At 71.7% G+C, this 19,682-nt stretch carries 14 protein-coding genes; 4 read left to right on the top strand and 10 right to left on the bottom strand.

What is annotated here, in order from left to right:
- The 4 genes from ABT116_RS26975 to ABT116_RS26960 form a co-directional block, all read right to left on the bottom strand.
- The coding region (locus tag ABT116_RS26975; RefSeq protein WP_351638862.1) for an ATP-dependent DNA helicase at positions 1-1,998 on the bottom strand (1,998 nt) is incomplete at its 3' end.
- 218 nt (positions 1,999-2,216) lie between these two features.
- Positions 2,217-2,984 carry a GNAT family N-acetyltransferase gene (locus tag ABT116_RS26970; RefSeq protein ID WP_351638860.1) on the bottom strand — a complete coding sequence of 256 codons (768 nt, stop codon included), beginning with the start codon at positions 2,982-2,984 and terminating at the stop codon, positions 2,217-2,219.
- Positions 2,985-3,067: 83 nt separating this feature from the next.
- A complete protein-coding gene (locus tag ABT116_RS26965; RefSeq protein WP_502983948.1) occupies positions 3,068-5,071 on the bottom strand; it encodes an IucA/IucC family protein in 2,004 nt (667 codons plus the stop codon).
- Positions 5,072-5,460: 389 nt separating this feature from the next.
- Positions 5,461-6,936, bottom strand: a complete 1,476-nt coding sequence (locus ABT116_RS26960; RefSeq protein ID WP_502983947.1) for an aminotransferase class III-fold pyridoxal phosphate-dependent enzyme — start codon at positions 6,934-6,936, stop codon at positions 5,461-5,463.
- A gap of 330 nt (positions 6,937-7,266) precedes the next feature.
- Here ABT116_RS26960 and ABT116_RS26955 point away from each other — a divergent pair, with 330 nt between their 5' ends.
- On the top strand, positions 7,267-8,490 hold the full coding sequence (locus ABT116_RS26955; RefSeq protein WP_351638856.1) for a trypsin-like serine peptidase: 1,224 nt from the start codon (positions 7,267-7,269) through the stop codon (positions 8,488-8,490).
- Between the two features lie 290 nt (positions 8,491-8,780).
- Positions 8,781-9,980 carry a trypsin-like serine peptidase gene (locus tag ABT116_RS26950; RefSeq protein ID WP_502983946.1) on the top strand — a complete coding sequence of 400 codons (1,200 nt, stop codon included), beginning with the start codon at positions 8,781-8,783 and terminating at the stop codon, positions 9,978-9,980.
- A 91-nt stretch (positions 9,981-10,071) separates the two neighbouring features.
- Here ABT116_RS26950 and hflX read toward each other — a convergent pair whose 3' ends face one another.
- From hflX to miaA, 6 genes are all read right to left on the bottom strand, one after another.
- A complete protein-coding gene (gene hflX / locus ABT116_RS26945) occupies positions 10,072-11,565 on the bottom strand; it encodes a GTPase HflX (RefSeq protein ID WP_351638850.1) in 1,494 nt (497 codons plus the stop codon).
- Positions 11,566-11,805: 240 nt separating this feature from the next.
- Positions 11,806-13,317 carry a M1 family metallopeptidase gene (locus ABT116_RS26940; protein WP_351638847.1) on the bottom strand — a complete coding sequence of 504 codons (1,512 nt, stop codon included), beginning with the start codon at positions 13,315-13,317 and terminating at the stop codon, positions 11,806-11,808.
- 389 nt (positions 13,318-13,706) lie between these two features.
- Positions 13,707-15,893 (bottom strand): RelA/SpoT family protein, encoded by a 2,187-nt coding sequence (locus tag ABT116_RS26935; protein ID WP_351638845.1) that lies wholly within the window; start codon positions 15,891-15,893, stop codon positions 13,707-13,709.
- 297 nt (positions 15,894-16,190) lie between these two features.
- Positions 16,191-17,063, bottom strand: a complete 873-nt coding sequence (gene dapF, locus ABT116_RS26930; protein ID WP_351638841.1) for a diaminopimelate epimerase — start codon at positions 17,061-17,063, stop codon at positions 16,191-16,193.
- Between the two features lie 77 nt (positions 17,064-17,140).
- Entirely contained in the window at positions 17,141-17,668 is a 528-nt protein-coding gene (locus ABT116_RS26925; RefSeq protein WP_351638864.1) for a hypothetical protein, read from the bottom strand.
- A 108-nt stretch (positions 17,669-17,776) separates the two neighbouring features.
- Positions 17,777-18,715: a tRNA (adenosine(37)-N6)-dimethylallyltransferase MiaA gene (gene miaA, locus ABT116_RS26920; protein ID WP_351638839.1), complete on the bottom strand. Its 939-nt coding sequence runs from the start codon at positions 18,713-18,715 to the stop codon at positions 17,777-17,779.
- A 182-nt stretch (positions 18,716-18,897) separates the two neighbouring features.
- On the opposite strand from miaA, the gene ABT116_RS26915 reads away from it, so the two are divergent.
- Together ABT116_RS26915 and ABT116_RS26910 are read left to right on the top strand one after the other, a co-directional pair.
- Positions 18,898-19,182 carry a hypothetical protein gene (locus tag ABT116_RS26915; RefSeq protein WP_351638837.1) on the top strand — a complete coding sequence of 95 codons (285 nt, stop codon included), beginning with the start codon at positions 18,898-18,900 and terminating at the stop codon, positions 19,180-19,182.
- Between the two features lie 26 nt (positions 19,183-19,208).
- The gene (locus tag ABT116_RS26910; RefSeq protein WP_351638834.1) at positions 19,209-19,592 is read left to right on the top strand and encodes an antitoxin; all 384 of its coding nucleotides are present in this window, start codon (positions 19,209-19,211) and stop codon (positions 19,590-19,592) included.
- The last annotated feature ends 90 nt before the right edge of the window (positions 19,593-19,682 follow it).

Raw genomic sequence — 19,682 nt, 5'->3', positions numbered from 1 at the left:
GGGAGCGGTATCTCCAGGTGTGCTGTGCGGACGCGGGAGGCCAGCTTGGCGGCGAGGGCCAGGCCGGGCTGTCCGCACCTGGTTCCGGTCCGTCGTGAACCAGAAGTCGGGCAGCGAGGCCTTCAGATAGCTGCCGTACCGGGCCGTCGCCAGACGCTGGTCGAGGACGGCGACAACGCCCCGGTCCCCCGATGCCCGTACGAGCCGGCCGGCGCCCTGGGCCATGAGGAGCGCGGCGTGGGTGGCGGCGACCGCCATGAAGCCGTTGCCTCCGGCGTCTTCCACGGCCTTCTGGCGTGCGCTCATCAGAGGGTCGTCCGGGCGCGGGAACGGAATCTTGTCCATGACGACCAGCTGGCAGCTGGGCCCCGGGACGTCCACGCCCTGCCAGAGTGACAGCGTGCCGAAGAGGCAGGTCTTCGGGTCGGCCGCGAAGTTCTTGATGAGCTCGCCGAGCGTCTCCTCGCCCTGGAGCAGGATCGGGAACTCGGGGATCCGGGAGCGCAGTTCCTCGGCGGCCAGCTGGGCGCCTCTCATGGAGGAGAACAGACCGAGGGTGCGGCCACCCGCCGCCTGGATCAGCTCCGTGAGTTCGTCGAGCATGTCCGCGCGGTCACCGTCTCGCGCGGGACGCGCCAGGTGCTTGGCGACGTACAGGATGCCTTGCTTGCGGTAGTCGAAGGGCGAGCCGACGTCGATGCCCTTCCACTTCGGGACGTCATCGCCCTCTGTGCCCTCGGGGGCGAGACCCAGGGAGGCGCCGACACCGTTGAAGTCGCCGCCCAGCTTCAGCGTCGCGGACGTCAGGACCACGGAGCGGTCCGCGAAGAGCTTCTCGCGCAGCAGCCCGGAGACGGACATGGGGGCGACGCGCAGGGAGGCACCGAAACGGTCGTGGCGCTCGCACCAGACCACGTCCCACTCGGAGCCGTTCGTGATGCGCTCCGCCACGTCGTGCACGTTCTCCACGGAGGCCAGGGCCTGCTTACGGACGGCGTCCTCGTCCTGGACGGACTTGTCGCGGGTCGTGCCGATCGCGGAGATGACCGTGCGGCACGCGTCGCGCAGCGCCATGAGGGCGTACCCGAGGTCCTCGGGAATCTCCTCCAGACGGCCCGGCAGCGCCAACTCCATCAGCCGCTCGAAGCCCTCGGCGGCGGTCTGGAGCTGGTCGGCGGCCTTCTCGTTGACGAGTTTCGCTGCACGGCGCACCGCGCGGTTGACCTGGCCGGGGGTGAGCTCGCCGGTGGCGACTCCGGTGACCCGGGAGACCAGTTCGTGTGCTTCGTCGACGATCAGCACCTCGTGCTGCGGGAGGACCGGGGCGCCCTCGATGGCGTCGATCGCGAGCAGCGCGTGATTGGTGACGACGACCTCGGCGAGCTTCGCCCGCTCACGGGCCATCTCGGCGAAGCACTCGGCGCCGTACGCGCACTTCGAGGCGCCCAGGCACTCCCTGGACGACACCGACACCTGGGACCAGGCCCGGTCCGAGATGCCGGGCGTGAGGTCGTCACGGTCGCCGGTTTCCGTCTCGTCGGCCCAGTCGCGCACCCTCAGCAGGTCCTGGCCCAGCTTGCTGGTGGGCGCGGCGGCCTCGAACTGGTCGAAGAGGCCCTCCTCCTCGTCCTGCGGGACACCTTCGTGCAGTCGGTGCAGGCACAGGTAGTTCGACCGGCCCTTGAGCATCGCGAACTCCGGGCGACGGCGCAGCAGGGGGTGCAGCGACTCGACCGTTCTCGGCAGGTCGCGCTCCACCAGCTGGCGCTGCAGGGCGAGGGTGGCGGTCGCGACGACCACACGCTCCCCGTGCGCGAGCGCGGGCACCAGGTAGCCCAGCGACTTTCCGGTGCCGGTGCCGGCCTGGACCAGCAGGTGGGAGCCGTCGTCGATGGCTTCCTCGACGGCTTCGGCCATGGCCACCTGACCGGGGCGCTCCGTACCACCGACGGCAGTGACGGCGGCATGCAGGAGTTCGGGGAGTGAGGGCTTCGTCATAGCGCGACCACCCTACGACCCTGCACTGACAAACGGGCGATCAAGGCGGGTGCGGGGGACGGGATCAAGACCGTGGGCTCCTCTGGGTGGACGGTGATCAGGGTCGGCCGGCTGGGACGGGTGGGGTCGTGACACGGCTGCTCGGGAAATTGGCGCGGCGGGCGGGAACTGTCCCGGCACGGGCTGCGTTCAATGAGTGACAGCGTGGTGACACAGCGCTACAACAGGTGTCGGAGGGACCGGTCTCGGACCATGAGAGCGGCTCGCTTGGCGATCAGGTCGACTTCGGCGCAGAAGCGGAAGCCGGCGGTGAGGAAGGCGGCGATGGAGGGGGTGTTGCGAATGTCGGGTTCCGCGATGACACGTGCGCAGGAGGGGCGCTGCGCGAGAACGAGATCGGCCACGGCCCGGAGCAGCAGACCCCCCAGGCCGCGCCCCCGGTAGGCGACTCCGCCGAGCAGGAGATGGATCCCCGTGTCATGAGGCCGGGCGGGGTAGTGCCGGGCCAGCGGGTCCAGATCCGCCCGGTAGATCTCCCAATAGCTCATCGGGGCTCCGTCCAGTACTCCGATGCACGGCACGCTGCGCCCGTCGCCGGCCAGCTGGGCGCGCAGGTGGTCCCGCGTGACCTCCCGCGGTCCGGCCAGATCCCAGAACTCCGCGGCGGCGGGGTCGTTCATCCAGCGGCTGATGAGCGCCAGGTCGCGTTCGATGCGCGCGGGGACGAGGTGGAACCGGCCTGCGGGCGTGTCTGCCGGGCTCCATGCGGTGATGCGGTCGAGAAGGTCGGCATGGCGCGGGAGGGCATCGGGGCGGGCATCGGCGTCGGCCCCCTGCCCGGCATGGGCGTCGGCTCGGGGTCTGGCATCGGCGTCGCCTCGGGGCCCGTCGTCTGAGGCCATGGCGGTCATGGCGGTCATGGCGGGTGCGGCGGCCATGGCAGGGACGGCGATACCGGCCTCGGCGATCGGGTCGGCGGGAGGCACCGGACGCTCCTCTCAGGAAGGGGGTGGCATGTCCTCAGCGATGAAGGAGGTAGGTCAGCGGTGGTCAGGGTTTGATCAGAGGGTCAGGAGTGCAGGGGGTTGGAAATGGTGACGTAGACGGACTGGGTGTCGACCGAGCCGACGAGTTCGTCGAGGCCGTGCAGCCGGGTCAGCAGGTTGGCCTTGCAGCGCAGGACGGGTGAGTCGAGCAGCAGGGCGGACAGCGGGGTATGCAGCCGGGCCGGGCCGGATGCGAGGTGTCCGAGGAAGCGCCGGAAGGCGGCAAGCAGCAGCCGCTCGTCGGCGAGCCCTTGAGAGCCGAACGCGCCGATCAGACCGAACACGTTGTTGACCACCAGGTAGTACACGAGCCGCTCATCGGTCACCTGGTCGCAGACGAACGTGTCGCTCCGCTCTCCGATACCGGGCAACCGGCCGTCGAGGTCTTGGCGCCGGGATTCGCGGAAGTAGTAGCCCTGGTTGTCGCGGTAGCGGCCGCCCGTGGGCCAGCCGTCGGCGTCCAGCAGGACCAGGGTGTTCTGCTGGTGCGCTTCGAGCGCGACGCCGGCCTCTCCGTCCAGCCAGAGGACGGGACGCACCACGTGGACCAGGTAGCGGAGGAACCACTCGGCGGCGACGGCTCCCCGGGGCCGGCCGGTGCGGCGGGCGAGACGCGTGACCACCTCGGCCAGGCGGGACCGCAGGGCCGGGCCGTGTCGGTCGGGGCGCCCCGAAGCACCCTCCGGCGGGGTCGGGGCGCACGGGCGCGGTGAGAGGAGGCCGGCGACGCAGGAGACGTCGTCGGAGGGGCTGAACGGATTGTGGCGGATCACCACGTCCAGTCCGGGCACCGGGTCGCCGTCAGGGGTGTCGACGGCGAGCCAGGCCGGGTCCCGGACGATGTCGAAGCCCGGGTGCACGGCGCTCCACTGCTGCCCGAGGCCGCTGCGGAGCAGTCGGTGGACCTCGACGCCGCGGTGCAGTTCCTTGCGGAGGTTCTCACGACGGGAGTTGGTGATGCGCAGGCCCAGGGAGAGCTTGAGCATCGCGGGGGCGTGGGTTCGGTAGACGGTTCGTACGGAGGAGGTGGGGTGCCAGTCAGGGCCGTGGGTGCCGAGGTCACGGAGCAGTCCGGTGTCCAGCAGGGCAGCGGTCTGCGGACGGCGCCGGACCTCGTGTGCCTGCCAGGGGTGCAGGGGCAGGAGGGCGTATCCCTCCGGCAACCGCGCTCCCGGCAACCGCGCTCCCGGCCCAGCGAGCCGGGCGGTGAGCAGGGGTGCGGCGACCGGGCGGCCGCGTTCGGTCCAGGAGGAGTCGGTGGCGAGGACGGAGGGAGCGACAGCAATCCAGTGCAAGGGAAAGGAGCCGCGCAACTCGGGTGAGTACAGAGGCGCTTCGGCCTCCGTGAGTCCTTCGCGGCTCTTCGGTGTGGGGTGCAGGGGGTGTCCGAGGACGAGTGCCTGTTCTGCGGACAGGAAGAGGTCGGGGCCGTCGGCCGGGCGTTCCCGGCGGTCGGTGATGAAGCCGGCGCTACGTCGGAGGGAGTCGGCGACACCTGCGACGAGCCCGACGCCGTCGACGGATCCGGATGGGGCGGAGCTGGGGGCGCGCGGGGGGACGGAGGCGTGGGCGCGGCTGGCGCGGGGGGAGTGTGCGGACGGCTCCCTGGTGAGCAGGGCGGCGATCGTGACGGCGTCGGCTGGTGGGGCGGTCTCGGGAGCAGCGGCGAGACGAGGAGGGCCGAAGCGGTGCCAGCCCGTCGGGGACCAGTAGCGCACCGGTGCGAGGAGGCTCGTACCGGTGGCGGGAAGGGGGATGCGCAGGACGCCGTCGGCCGGGGCGGGTGCGTTGGTCTCGCGCGCCCAGCAGCGGAGCAGGTTCTCCACGGCGGCGGCCTGGGCGACGGTGTGCGGATCCGGATGCTCAAGTGGATCACCGTCATGGCTTGCGCTCGGCTCTTGGGCGGGTTTCGCCGTCGGCCGCTGGTGAGGGACCCGCGGGCTCGGCGACGTCGCCGATGGCCAGGTGCCGGCGGAGCTCTGTGCAGAGGTGGGCGCGTGGCCGTCGGGATGGGGGGTGGAGTTCACGGCAGGTACCTCATGGGTGGTTCCGGGATGATGTGCGTGGATGCGGGTGGGGCTGCGGGACGAGGAGCTTCACTCGGCGCGGCATGCGGGACGTGAGGCCGAGGCGAGTGGGTGCGGGTCTGCGGGTGTGCGGGATCATGGCGCGCGACGTGCGGGGCTTGTGGCCCACAGGACCCCCGGCGCGGTGTGCCGGGCTTGTGGCCCGCGTGACTCACGGCACCCGGCGTGCAGGGCTTGTGGCCCGCGGGACTCAGGGCGCGCAGCATGCAAGGCTCACCGCGCCAGGAGTCATGGCTCGTGGCGCGTGGGCGCTCGGCGGTCGGTGGCGCACCCCTGGTGCGCAGTCATGCCGCGCGGACTCCCACGACCGCCGTGTGGCTGCACCGCGTTCACGGTGCGGCTGCCGTGCCGCCGCCGCGGCACCGAGCCGCCGCCCGGACCGCGTCGGCCAAGCGGTCCAGTACGGCGGCCGCTTGTTCATCGGTGATGGTCAGGGGCGGCAGCAGTTGGACGACGCTTGCACTCAGGCCGCCGAGCCCGACGATGAGGCCGCGCCGCAGGCACTCCCGCTGGACCGCAGCAGCCAGTTCGGGAGCGGCGGGGAGGGGCCGGGGCCGGGGCCCGCTGCCCGGCCTCACCGACGCCTCCATGCCGCACTCCGTCACCCGTGTGGCACCGGAAGAGCCGGGTTCCTCTTCCCCGTCCGGGTCCACCAGCTCAACGCCGATCATGAGCCCTCTCCCCCGCACATCACCGACGCAGGCGAACTCGGAGACGAGGCGCTGGAGTTGGTCCAGCATGCGCGCCCCGAGGGTCGCCGCGCGCTCGGCGAGTGCGTTCTCGCGGACGTGCGCGAGGGTCGCCGTGCCGGCGGCCATGGCGAGCTGGTTGCCGGGGAAGGCTTCGGCTGGGGTGCCGGGCTCACCGGTATCGAGGTCGTCGCGGTACACCACGACGGCCAGCGGCAGGCTGCCGCCGATGGCGTTGGAGAGGACCATCACGTCGGGGGTCACGCCACTGTGCTCGACCGCCCAGAAGGCACCGGTCCGGCCCACGCCGGTCCGGCTCTCGTCGGCGATCAGCGGGACGGACCGGTCGGCGGTGAGCTGTCGCATGCGCCGCAGCCAGGCGTCAGGGGCGGGGATCAGCCCGCCCTCACCCTGGACGGGTTCGACGATCACCCCGGCGGGCAGTGGCACCCCGGATGCGGGGTCGTCGAGGAGGGACTGGGCCCAGCGGGCAGCGAGGTCGGCCCCGCGCTCGCTCCCGACACCGAAGGGGCAGCCGTCGTCCTGCGAGTGAGGCAGTCGGGCGATCAGCGCGTCATGGGCGTCCGCGGAGGTGGTGTCGAGGGCCCTGGCGGTACTCCCGCCACCGGCGCCGGTGAACGCCAGGAGACCGCTCCGGCCGGTCGCCGCGCGGACCAGCGCGTAGGCGGTCTTGACGGCTTCGCTGCCGGCCGGCCCGCAGAACCGCACGTGCGCCCGATCCGCGAGGCCAGGTGGCAGAGTGCGGAACAGTTCGGTGAGGAAGGCGTCTTTGACGGGTGTCGCCAGATCGAGGGCGTTCAGAGGTGCGCCGGAGTCGAGCACTCTGCGGAGGGACTCCAGGACGACCGGGTGGTTGTGGCCGAGAGCCAGGGTGCCGGCACCGGAGAGGCAGTCCAGATAGCGGCGGCCGTCCGCGCCCTCGATGGTGAGCCCCCGGGCCCGCACCGGAACGATCGGCAGGGCACGGGCGTAGGTCCGGGCGGCGGATTCGCGTGCGGCTTGGCGGCGCAGGATTCCCTCGTGCGCGGAGCGCGGGGCAGGGGCGGCGTCCTCGAACGCTCCGCCGGGGAGGGACGCCGTGTGCGTACGCCCCACAGCGGTCTCCTCAGACGCACAACCCCCTCGGGTGGATTCCGCCACGACTTCCCTGACCTCCCACTGCGCACGGGCACAGAGGACCGCGCACGGACAGCAGGCCCCCCACCGCTACCAACCGCGGACCACTCACCGGGTTACGGCTTGCCTCAAGATCCTTTCCGTGACGGAACTGTTGCGGATCCGTCGGGTCGCCCCCACAGCCACCGCATAGTGTGTGATGCCGTTCCCGGACACCGCGAGGTCGCCTCGAACTTTCCGCGAGACAGCGGGAATCGGGGCCGAAGCGCCGGTCGTCCACGTTCGTTCCGTACCAGGGGGAGTCAGATCATGCGATCCACACGGCCGTCGTCCCATACCGTCCGAGAGGGGAGGGCGCGCCGCAGGAACTCCCCCGTCCTGGCAGCCGTGGCCCTCGCCTCGGCGCTCGCCCTGACCGCCACCGCCTGCGAGTCGGGCGATGCGACGGCGGACGGTCAGGCCTCCGCGTCCGCCACCGCCTCCGACGACGGCAAGCTCAGGATCCCGGCGGACATCAGGGACCGGCTCCGCGAGCACGGGATCGACATCGACAAGTGGAAGAACGGCGCCTGGAAGAACTGGGACCGGGACGACTGGCTGCGCGAGGCGAACGAGTACATCAACCCGATCATCGAGGGGCTCTGGAACCCGGACCGCATGCGGGAGGCCGAGGAGCCCGACCACGGCGTCGACGACAGCGACCTCGCCGAGGACCAGGGCGTGACCGACGCGACGCCCGATCCGGTCGAGGCGCAGGCCGTGCCGCCGTCGTACCACGCCAACGCCCCCACGGCCGGCAAGGTGTTCTTCGACTCCCCCAAAGGATCGGCCGTCTGCTCGGCGACCGTGGTGAAAGACCCGGCGCACCCGGGCAAGTCCAACCTGGTGTGGACGGCGGGCCACTGCGTGCACGCGGGCAAGAAGGGCGGCTGGTACCGCAACATCGCGTTCGTGCCGTCGTACAACGACGACGGCAAGCCGGTGGCGGAGCTGGAGAACGCCACCCGCGAGGACGTCGCCCCCTACGGTGTCTGGTGGGGCGACTGGGCGCAGACCTCGGACCAGTGGATCGAGCAGGGCGGTTCGACGGGCGGTGACGGCGCACCGTACGACTTCGCGGTCATCCATGTCACGCCGGAGAAGGGCAGCGGCGGCAAGTCGCTGGAGGAGATGGTCGGTTCGGCGCTTCCGGTCGACTTCAAGGCGCCCGCGGTGCCGCAGGTGAAGCGCGTCACGGCGATAGGCTACCCGGCCGCGAAGCCCTACGACGGGCAGAAGCTGTACCGGTGCGAGGACCGGCCCGGGCGGCTGTCGGTCACCGCGTCGGATCCGACGATGTACCGCATCGGCTGCACCATGACCGGGGGTTCGTCCGGCGGCGGCTGGGTCGCGACCGGCCGGGACGGCAAGCCGGCGCTGGTGTCCAACACCTCGATCGGCCCGGTGACCTCGGGCTGGCTGGCCGGACCGCGCCTGGGTGACGTGGCCAAGGGCGTGTACGACTCGGTCAGCAAGAAGTTCGCCGGTCGGTGACGGCCCACTGAACCTCGCCGTCGATGGCGACGGCGTACCCGCACCCGAACGCTCCGGGCGGCGCCGAGCCCCCGGAGTGCGCCCGGCGCAGCGGAGCCCCGGGCGCACGACATCGACCGCGGGGGCTCTTGGAAACCTTCACCGGCTCACCCCGGTACACCCTCAACTCCACGGGCATAGTGGGGTGTCGCGCGGAGCCACGGGTTCCCACGCCCACCCCGTGCACACGCGGCACCTGCGCTGAGCAGGAACAGCACCACTCAGTACGCACCAACGGGGGTCATCGCACCATGCGTTCCACATCTATGCCCGCACCGAGGCGCGGACGGCGCACCGTCCTCGCCGCCGCCGGGCTCGTCGCCGCCCTGGCGCTCACCGCGACCGCCTGTGGCGGTTCCGGGGACTCGGCGAGTGACAAGCCCGACCCCACCAGCTCCCGGGCCTCCGCGAACGGCGGCGGCGCCAAGATCCCGGCCGATCTCGCGGGCAAGCTCAAGGAGCACGGGATCGACGTCGACCGCTGGAAGAACGGCGGCTGGAAGGACTGGGACAAGGACAAGTGGCTCAGTGACGCCAAGGACTTCGTCAATCCGGTGATCGAGGGCCTCTGGAAGCCGGAGCGGATGCAGTCCGCAGACGAGGCCGACAAGAGGGTCACGACGAAGGACGCGTCGGCGGGCCAGGGCGTCAGCGATCCCGATCCGGCACCGGTCCGGGCGCAGGCCGAGAAGACGCCGTACCACCGCAACGCGGCCCCGGTCGGCAAGGTGTTCTTCGACTCCCCCGACGGCCCGGCCGTCTGCTCCGGCACGGTCGTCAAGGACGTCAACCACCCGGGCAAGTCCAACCTGGTGTGGACGGCGGGTCACTGCGTGCACGCCGGGGGCAACGGCGGCTGGTACCGCAACATCGTGTTCGTCCCGGCCTACAACGACCTCGGCAAGTCCGAGGCGGAGCTGACCGATGCGAACCCGGCGGAGATCGCCCCGTACGGCAACTGGTGGGCGAACTGGGTCTCGACCTCCAACCAGTGGATCCAGGGCGGTTCGGAGAGCGGCGGTGACGGAGCCGCGTACGACTACGCCGTGCTGCACGTGAAGCCGGAGCAGGGCGCCAAGTCGCTGGAGGAGACGGTCGGCGCCGCGCTGGGCGTGGACTTCTCCGCCCCGTCCGCGGCCGAGGCAGCCAAGATGGGCGCGTGGGGCTACCCGGCCGCGCCGCCCTACAACGGCGAGAAGATGTTCAGGTGCATCGACGTCCCCGGCCGGTTCTCGCTCAGCCCGTCCCTGCCGACGATGTACCGCATCGGCTGCGACATGACCGGCGGTTCCTCCGGCGGCGGCTGGTTCCGGGTCCTGAACGGCAAGTCGGTGCTGGTCTCGAACACCTCGATCGGCCCGGCCGACAACACCTGGCTGGCGGGTCCGCAGCTGGGCCGCGACGCCGAAGCGCTCTACCAGAACATGAGCAAGACGTACGGCGGCCAGTGATCCGTACATTCCGTACATGCTGAAGGCCCGCTCCCCTGTGACAGGGGGCGGGCCTTCTCGCGTTCAGCCGAGACGCGCGCTCAGGCCGGACTCAGAGCGCCGGCGCCGGTGCGTACGGCGTGAGCTCCGCCGCCAGTTCCTCGTGCACCCGCACCTTGAGCAGGGTGCCCTCCGGGGTGTGCTCCTCGGAGATCACCTCGCCCTCGTCGTGGGCACGGGCGACCAGCTTGCCGTGCGTGTACGGCACGAGCGCCTCGACCTCGACCGCCGGGCGGGGCAGCTCGTTGTCGATGAGCGCGAGCAGCTCCTCGATGCCCTGACCGGTGCGGGCCGAGACCGCGATGGACCGCTTCTCGACGCGCAGCAGCCGCTGGAGCGTCAGCGGGTCGGCCGCGTCCGCCTTGTTGATCACGACGATCTCGGGCACGTCGGTGGCGCCGACGTCCCGGACCACCTCGCGCACGGCGGTCAGCTGCTCCTCCGGGAAGGGGTGCGAACCGTCGACCACGTGCAGGATCAGGTCGGACTCGCCGACCTCCTCCATCGTGGAGCGGAACGCCTCGACCAGGTGGTGGGGCAGGTGGCGCACGAACCCGACCGTGTCGGCCAGCGTGTACAGCCGTCCGCTCGGGGTCTCGGCCCGGCGCACGGTCGGGTCGAGGGTCGCGAACAGGGCGTTCTCGACCAGCACGCCCGCGCCCGTGAGGCGGTTGAGCAGCGAGGACTTGCCGGCGTTGGTGTAGCCCGCGATGGCCACGGACGGCACCTTGTGACGCTTGCGCTCCTGGCGCTTGATCTCTCGGCCGGTCTTCATCTCCGCGATCTCCCGGCGCATCTTCGCCATCTTCTCGCGGATCCGGCGCCGGTCCGTCTCGATCTTGGTCTCACCGGGACCACGGGTGGCGAGGCCGCCGCCCTTGCCGCCGCCCATCTGCCGGGACAGCGACTGACCCCAGCCGCGCAGTCGCGGCAGCATGTACTGCATCTGCGCGAGGGCGACCTGTGCCTTGCCCTCTCGGGACTTGGCGTGCTGGGCGAAGATGTCCAGGATCAGGGCCGTCCGGTCGATGACCTTGACCTTGACGACGTCCTCGAGGTGGATCAGCTGGCCGGGGCTGAGCTCACCGTCGCAGATGACGGTGTCCGCGCCCGTCTCGACGACGATGTCGCGCAGCTCCTCGGCCTTGCCGGAGCCGATGTAGGTGGCCGCGTCGGGCTTGTCGCGGCGCTGGGTGACTCCGTCGAGCACCAGCGCGCCGGCCGTCTCGGCGAGGGCGGCGAGCTCCGCGAGGGAGTTCTCCGCGTCCTGCACGGTTCCCGAGGTCCAGACGCCGACGAGGACCACCCGCTCCAGTCGGAGCTGGCGGTACTCGACCTCGGTGACGTCCTCGAGCTCGGTGGAGAGGCCCACAACACGGCGCAGAGCCGCGCGGTCGGAACGGTCGAACTGGTCGCCGTCCCGCTCTCCGTCGATCTCGTGGCTCCAGGCGACGTCCTCTTCCATCAGGGCATCGGCCCGAAAACCCTCGGGGTGGCTGTGCGCGAAGCGCTTGGAGTCCTGGGAAAAGGAAGAAGAGGAGGTCATTGGATCCTTACGTTGGTGGGAAACCGTTCACAGTCTGCAACGCACGGGCGGTCCCGGAGATTCCCGGCGCCCCGTGCCGCGCCGACCTGAAGATGGTCGCACGGCACGGGGCGTCTCGTCACCGTGTTATCGGGCGGGCGTCTTCGCCGGGCCCGGCCTGCTTCGCGGGGCCTGTTTCAGGGGGTCTGCGGCCTCACGGAGGTCTGCTTCAGGCGGTGTCCGGCCTCGCGGGGACCTGCTTCAGGCGGTCCGCGGCCTCGCGGGGGCCTGCGATGTCGCGGGGGCCTCCGGCTTCCAGTCCGGGTGGCCCGGCATCGGCGGGGTCTTCTCGCCGTACAGCCAGCCCCGGAAGAAGCCGTCCAGGTCGCGCCCGGAGATCTCGGCGGCGAGCCGGATGAAGTCTTCCGTCGCGGCCGTGCCGTCCTGGTGCCGCTCGACCCAGGCGCGTTCCAGGCGTTCGAAGGCCGGGCGGCCGATCTCCTGGCGCAGGGCGTACAGGACCAGCGCCGCCCCGTCGTAGACGTTGGGGCGGAAGATGCCGGTCTTACGGCCGGCATCGGGCGCCTTGGGTGCGGCGGGTGGTCCGCCGGCGGCGCGCCAGCGGTCGGAGGCGCCGTAGGCGGCCTTCATCCGCTCCCGCATCGGTTTGCCGGCCTGCTCCTCGGCGTACAGCGCCTCGTACCAGGTGGCGTGCCCCTCGTTGAGCCACAGATCGGACCAGGTGCGGGGGCTGACGCTGTTGCCGAACCATTGGTGGGCCAGCTCATGGACCATGATCGACTCGACGTACCACGAGGGGTGGACCCGGTCGGTGAACAGTTCCCGCTCGAAGAGCGAGAGCGTCTGGGTCTCCAGTTCGAAGCCGATGGAGGCGTCGGCCATGAGCAGACCGTACGTCTCGAAGGGGTAGTGGCCGACCTTGCTCTCCATCCAGGTGATCTGGCCAGGGGTCTTCTCCAGCCAGGGTTCGAGCGCCTTGCGGTGCTGGGTCGGGACGACGTCCCGTACGGGAAGCCCGCGCGGGCCGGTGCGGTGCAGCACCGTGGAGCGGCCGATGGAGACCTGGGCGAGCTCGGTGGCCATGGGGTGCTGGGTGCGGTAGGTCCATGTCGTCGTCCCGCGTGACTTCTCCATTCCGGCGGACAGGCCGTTGGCGACGGCCGTGTGCCCGTCGGGTGCCGTCACCCGGATGGTGAACATCGCCTTGTCGGAGGGGTGGTCGTTGCACGGGAACACCAGGTGCGCGGCGTCGGCCTGGTTGGCCATAGCGAGGCCGTCCGCGGTGCGCACCCAGCCGCCCTCGCGGCCCTTGGCGGGCACGGGATCACTGGTGTGCCGCACGGTGATCCGCATCCACCTGCCGTCCGACACCGACTTCTCGGGCGTGATCACCAGGTCCTCGCCGGCCGTTTGGAACTCCGCCGGGTCTCCGTCGACCTCGACCGACTGGACCGTGCCGTGGGCGAAGTCCAGGTTGACGCGCTCGAGGTCGGCGGTCGTCCAGGCGTCGATGGTCGTGACGGCCCGCAGCGGCTGGCCGTTGCTGCCCGGGTAGGTGAAGGAGATGTCGTACGACGCCACGTCGTAGCCGGGGTTGCCGAGGTACGGGAAGAGCCGGTCGCCGACGCCGAGCGGGACGGCGGGGGCGGTCGCGGCGACGAGGCAGACGGAGACGGCCGACGTGAGCAGGGCGGCTGCGGTCCGGCGCCGCCGGGTGGGGGCGGCGGCCTGGCGGTGTGGGGTCAGGAGCATGGCCCATGGCTATCAACGCGCGGGGGAACGTCGCGGACGGCGCGCTTCCGCCCCACCCGAACCGGGGACCGGGCCTGCGCCGGGTGCCGTCCCGGCGGTTCGGTGCGGCCGTACGCGCCTGCGCCGGGTGCCGTCCGGCGGTTCGGGTGGGGCGGAAGTGCGCCGTCCGCGAAGCCGTCCACGGGCAGGTCAGCGCCCAGGCCTGCGCCGCGCGACCCCAATACCGCCCCGGCCGCCCCGTCCGCAGCTCGGAGTCGGCTCCACGCACGAGGCCGGCACCGCGAGCCCCGGCGTCCCGGACGGCTCAGACCCGGGCCCGGGTCAGCCGAGGGCGCCTGGGCTGGCGTTCCCTCGCCCTGCCGGAAGGCCGTTCACCGGCGCGGCCCGCGTCAGTCGCCCTGCGGTTGCGGCTGCGGCTGCGGCTGCGCCCGGCTGACGTCGTACACCCCGGCCACGTCGCGCATCGCGCGCATCAGGCCGGGCAGATGGCCGGCGTCGGGGAGCTGCACGGTGTAGGTGTGCCGCACCTGCTGCTGGGTGGGGGGCTCGACGGTCGCCGAGACGATCTCGGCCCCCTCGGAGGCCATGGCCTCGGTGAGGTCGGCCAGCAGATGCGGACGGACGAACGATTCGGCGACCAGCGTGACCCGGCACTCGGCGGCCTCTCCCCAGCGCACGCCGACCTCCGCACGCCCCCCGTCCTTCATGCGCGCTACCGCGGCGCACTCCACGCGGTGCACGGTGACCGCTCCCCCGCGTACGGCGAAGCCGGTGATCTCGTCGGGTGGTACGGGCGTACAGCAGCGGGCGAGCCGGACGGTGGCGCCGGGCAGGTCGGCGAGGACGTTGCCGGGGGCGGCGCGGTCGGCGGGCTGTTCGGGCGTCGCGTCGGGCTCGGGCACGTCGGCGGGCCGGACGCCTGTCCGGTTCTCCGCGACCCGCGCCTCGCTCTCCTGGGATTCCGCCTGCGCCGGATGGGCGGTCAGCCACCGCTGGATGGCGATCCGGGCCCCGGGGGTGTGCGCGTGCTCCAGCCACTCCCGGGAGGGCTCCGACGCCGGGTCCTGGCCCATGAGGAGCTGAACGGTGTCGCCGTCCTTCAGCACGGTGCTCAGCGTCGCCAGGCGGCCGTTCACCCGGGCGCCGATGCAGGCGTGCGCGTCCTCGCCGTACTGCGCGTACGCGGCGTCCACGCAGGTCGCGCCCTCGGGCAGGCCGAGGGTGCCGCCGTCCGGCCGGAAGACGGTGATCTCGCGGTCCTGGGCGAGGTCCTCGCGCAGGGTCGACCAGAAGTGGTCGGGGTCGGGTGCCGCCTCCTGCCAGTCGAGGAGCCGGGAGAGCCAGCCGGGGCGGGTGGGGTCGACGCGCTCGCCGTCGGCCGGGTCGTCGGGGGCCGGTGCGTACGGGTTGCCGAGGGCGACGACGCCGGCCTCGGCGACCTTGTGCATCTGGTGCGTACGGATGAGGACCTCGACGACCTGGCCGTCCTCGCGGGCCACGGCCGTGTGCAGCGACTGGTAGAGGTTGAACTTCGGTACGGCGATGAAGTCCTTGAACTCCGAGACCACCGGCTTCATACAGGTGTGCAGTTCGCCCAGGACGGCGTAGCAGTCGGCGTCCTCGTTCACCAGGACCAGGACGCGGCCGAAGTCGGAGCCGCGGAGCCGGCCGCGTTTGCGGGAGACGCGGTGCACCGAGACGAAGTGGCGCGGCCGGATGAGGACTTCGGCCGTGATGTCCGCCTCGCGCAGCACACCGCGCACCTCGTCGGCGACCTCGGCGAGCGGGTCGTCCGCGCGGGCCGCGTTGCGGACGATCAGCTCCCTGGTGTGCGCGTACTCCTCGGGATGCAGGATCGCGAAGACCAGGTCTTCCAGTTCGGTCTTGAGCGCCTGGACGCCGAGCCGTTCGGCGAGCGGGATGAGCACGTCACGTGTCACCTTGGCGATGCGCTCCTGTTTCTCGGGGCGCATGACACCGAGGGTGCGCATGTTGTGCAGCCGGTCGGCGAGTTTGATCGACATGACGCGGACGTCGTTGCCGGTGGCCACGAGCATCTTGCGGAAGGTCTCGGGCTCGGCGGCGGCGCCGTAGTCGACCTTCTCCAGTTTGGTGACGCCGTCGACGAGGTAGCGGACCTCCTCACCGAACTGGTCGCGGACCTGCTCGAGCGTGACGTCCGTGTCCTCGACGGTGTCGTGCAGCAGCGACGCGGTCAACGTGGTGGTCTCGGCGCCGAGTTCGGCGAGGATCAGGGTCACGGCGAGGGGGTGGGTGATGTACGGCTCGCCGCTCTTGCGCATCTGGCCGCGGTGCGAGGACTCGGCCAGGACGTAGGCGTGACGCAGGGGTTCGAGGTCGGCTTCGGGGTGGTGGGCGCGGTGGGCCTCGACGACATGGCTGATGGCGTCGGGCAGCCGGCCCCTGGCGGCGGGGCCGAGCAGGGCCGCGCGGCCCAAGCGGCGCAGGTCGATCCGGGGGCGGGCCTTTCTGCGGGTGGCTGTCGGTGTCACCGCTCCTGACACCGCGCCCGGCATCTGGCCTGGGGTCACGGAATTCGTGGCCTCCGCACTCATGGGCACCTCCGGCTGCGTCAACCGGCGGACGGGGCGCCCCAGAGCGGACATGGCTCAGGGGGCGGCTTCGGTCCCCCGTCCGGGCCGGTGCTTGATGCTACCGAGCCCACCACGCCCGACTGACCGCCTCTCGCCGAGCGTGAAACTGATCACCCATTCGAGCGACGAATGTGAGGTTTGTACCCCTGTACCGAGCGAGCTCGATGATGCGATTCTCGCCAAGTGGCCGAATATCAACGGCGATTTCGGATCGTCCGGCTGAAGACACCCAGGTGTTTCAGGACGACAGCCCCCGGCTCATGCGGACGTCGCCGTTTCCAGCCAGTCCGCGTCGATCTCGCCCTCGGCCACGATCACGGCCGGGCCGGTCATCTCGATCTCGCCGTCGGGCCGCTCGGTGATCAGCAGCGTGCCGCCGGGAAGGTCCACGGTGTAGGTCGCGGGGGCGCCGGTGACCTTCGGGTCGGCACCGTCACGGCGGGCGGCGGCCACGGCGACGGCGCACGCGCCCGTGCCGCACGATCGGGTCTCGCCGGAGCCGCGCTCGTGCACCCGCAGCGCCACGTGCCCGGGGCCGCGGTCGATCACGAACTCGACGTTCACACCGTCCGGGTAGGCGGTCGCCGGGCTGAAGGGCGGCGGGGAGAACAGGTCACCCGCGTGCGCCAGGTCGTCCACGAAGGCGACCGCGTGCGGGTTGCCCATGTTGACGTTGCGCGCGGGCCAGCTGCGCTCGCCGACGCTCACCGTGACGTCGCCGTCGGGGAGTACCGCGCGGCCCATGCCGACGGTCACGTCACCGTCCTTGGCGATGTGCACGCTCTTCACGCCCCCGCGCGTGGCGACCGCGAGGTCCCCCTCGGTCACGTGACCGGCGCGCTGGAGGTAGCGCGCGAAGACCCGCACGCCGTTGCCGCACATCTCCGCGACCGAGCCGTCGCCGTTGCGGTAGTCCATGAACCACTCCGCCTCGGCCGCCATGCCCGTCGCCTCCGGGTGCGCGGCGGACCGCACCACGTGCAGCAGCCCGTCACCACCGATGCCCGCGCGCCGGTCGCACAGGGCTGCGACGGCGGCCGGAGGCAGGTCGATGGCGTTCTCTGGGTCCGGGACGATCACGAAGTCGTTCTCGGTGCCGTGGCCCTTGAGGAAGGCGATCCGCGTGCTCATGCCTCGATCGTAAGGGGTGCCTACGACAACGCCTCGGCGCGCCCGTGACAGCGTTCCCGCAGCCCGTACGGGGGGGGTCAGCGCAGCCGCGCCACACGCCACACGGCGAGGACCACCACGACGACCACGACCAGGGCGTACGCGAGGACGACCCGCCAGTCGGGTCTGCGGCCGGAGCCGCGGGCCGGCAGGCCCGGCCAGGTGTAGCCGACGCGGCGGGCGGCCATCATGCCCCACCCGGCCGCGCACGAGCAGATCAGCAGGCCCAGCATGGCGATGACGGCCCCGCTGTCGCCGAAGTCGAAGGCGAGCGGGAACGCGAACATCAGGGAACCGAGTGCCGCGAGGCTCACGATGGGCGCCAGCTGCCAGATCCGGAGCCGACGCTGCGGGCGCAGCTCGACCTCGACCTCGTCGGCGAACATCTCGCCGGGCTCGGGACCGTCGTCCGTCACACCCTGCGTCTCGTCGGGCCCGTCGGAGCTGAGGTGCTCCGCCTCCTGCTCCGACGCGTTCTGCTCCGACGCGTCCCCGCGCTCCGTCCCATCCCGCTCGGCGGTGATGTGATCGGTGCTTCGTGCGGTGTCGCGAGGGCCGGCCTCCATCGCCACGCGCCCTCCCAACTAGGACTCAGCTCGGTCGATCGAAGCTCGATGATGGCACGCCGCCGAAGGACCGGATGACGGCCTGGGCGTCCCGATGCCATGACGTGATCAGGCTGTGACCGGTCGTTCGACCAAGGACAGCGCGAGCTGCGGAAGTTCCGTGAGATCGGCCGCCGCCCCACTCAACCAGTGCACCCGCGGGTCGCGCCTGAACCATGAATCCTGGCGGCGCGCGAAGCGCTTGGTGGCACGCACGGTCTCGGCCCGTGCGTCGTCGAGCGTGCACTCCCCGGCGAGCGCCGCGAGCACCTGCTGGTAGCCGAGCGCGCGCGAGGCCGTACGCCCTTCGCGCAACCCCTGCGCCTCCAGCGCGCGCACCTCGTCCACGAGGCCGGCGTCCCACATCCGGTCGACCCGGCGCGCGATGCGCTCGTCGAGTTCGGGGCGGGCCACGTCGACGCCGATCTGCAGGGTGTCGTAGACCGAGTCGTGGCCGGGGAGATTGGCCGTGAAGGGCCTGCCGGTGATCTCGATCACCTCGAGGGCGCGGACGACCCGCCGGCCGTTGCTCGGCAGGATCGCGCGGGCCGCCTCGGGGTCGGCGGCGGCCAGGCGGGCGTGCAGCGCACCGGGACCGCGCAGCGCGAGTTCCTCCTCCAGGCGGGCGCGGACCTCGGGGTCGGTGCCGGGGAACTCCAGGTTGTCGACGGCCCCGCGCACATACAGTCCGGAACCGCCGACCAGGATCGGCCAGCGCCCCTCGGCGAGCAGCGCCTCGATCCGCTCGCGGGCCAGGCGCTGGTACTCGGCGACGGACGCCGTCACGGTCACGTCCCAGATGTCCAGCAGGTGGTGGGGGACGCCGTCGCGCTCCTCGGGCGTCAGCTTGGCGGTACCGATGTCCATCCCTCGGTAGAGCTGCATGGAGTCGGCGTTGACGACCTCGCCGCCGAGACGCTGGGCCAGGAACACGCCCAGATCGGACTTTCCGGCCGCAGTCGGTCCGACGACGGCGATGACACGGGGGGCGGGGGGTGCGCTGCTCACCGCCCCAGTCTCGCAAACCTCGAACCCTGATCTCGAACGAGTTACGTGACGCGACGGACGCGGGGTCGTTGCCCGTTGCGAGGTTCCTGCCGCCGGATCGCAGAGGCGGTGGCCCGGGCCGCGCAAATTGACGCACCGGGCAACGCGGGATTTCGCCCGCACGAGTAACGTATGGAGTGGATATGGGCGTTTTTGCACGACTTCTCCGGCGGTCGAAGGCCACGGCGGAGACGCCTGCAGCCGAGGCTCAGAACGACACGGCGAAGGCCGGGGCCGAGGCGGAGACGGCCGAGGCGCAGACCGCCGAGGCCGCCCGGACCGCCGAGGCGAAGGGCGACGACGAAGCGGCGGAGCCGGCTGCCGAGGCCACTCCCGAGGCCACCGAGGCCGAGGGCGTGGAGATCCCCAAGCAGCAGTCCACCGAGAAGGCGGCCGACAACGAGGCAGGCGAGGGCGCCCGTACGTGACCGCCCCACGCGAGGGAAGGTGAGCCATGGGTCTCATGGACAACGTGAAAGCCAAGCTGGGCCCGGCCAAGGGCAAGGTCTCCGACCTCGCACAGCGGCATGAGGGCAAGATCCATCACGGCCTCGACAGGGCCGCCCAGGCCGTCGACAAGAAGACCAAGGGCAAGTACAGCGACAGGATCCAGTCGGGCACGGGCCGGGCCAAGGGCGCCATGGGCCGACTCACGCACCATGGCGACGGCGCACCGGAGACGGGCGGCACGACGACGCCCGGCGCGGCCGGCACGACGACGCCGCCCGGCACGGGCCGGACGGCACCATCACGGGACGCGGCTCCGCCGACGGACGCTGCTCCCCCGACGGACGCGGGCGGCACTCCGCCTCCGGAGGCACCGCCGCCCACGTCCTGAGCTCGCTTCGGCGCCCAGGGCCCGAGCGTGCATCGGCACATTGAAGGACACATCGGCGGACGGCCGCGGAGCACGAGAGCTCCCGGCCGT

This window comes from Streptomyces sp. NPDC002130, from assembly GCF_040296465.1.
In the GTDB taxonomy this organism is placed as follows: Bacteria; Actinomycetota; Actinomycetes; order Streptomycetales; family Streptomycetaceae; genus Streptomyces.
This window is presented reverse-complemented; position numbering and strand designations above follow the sequence as displayed.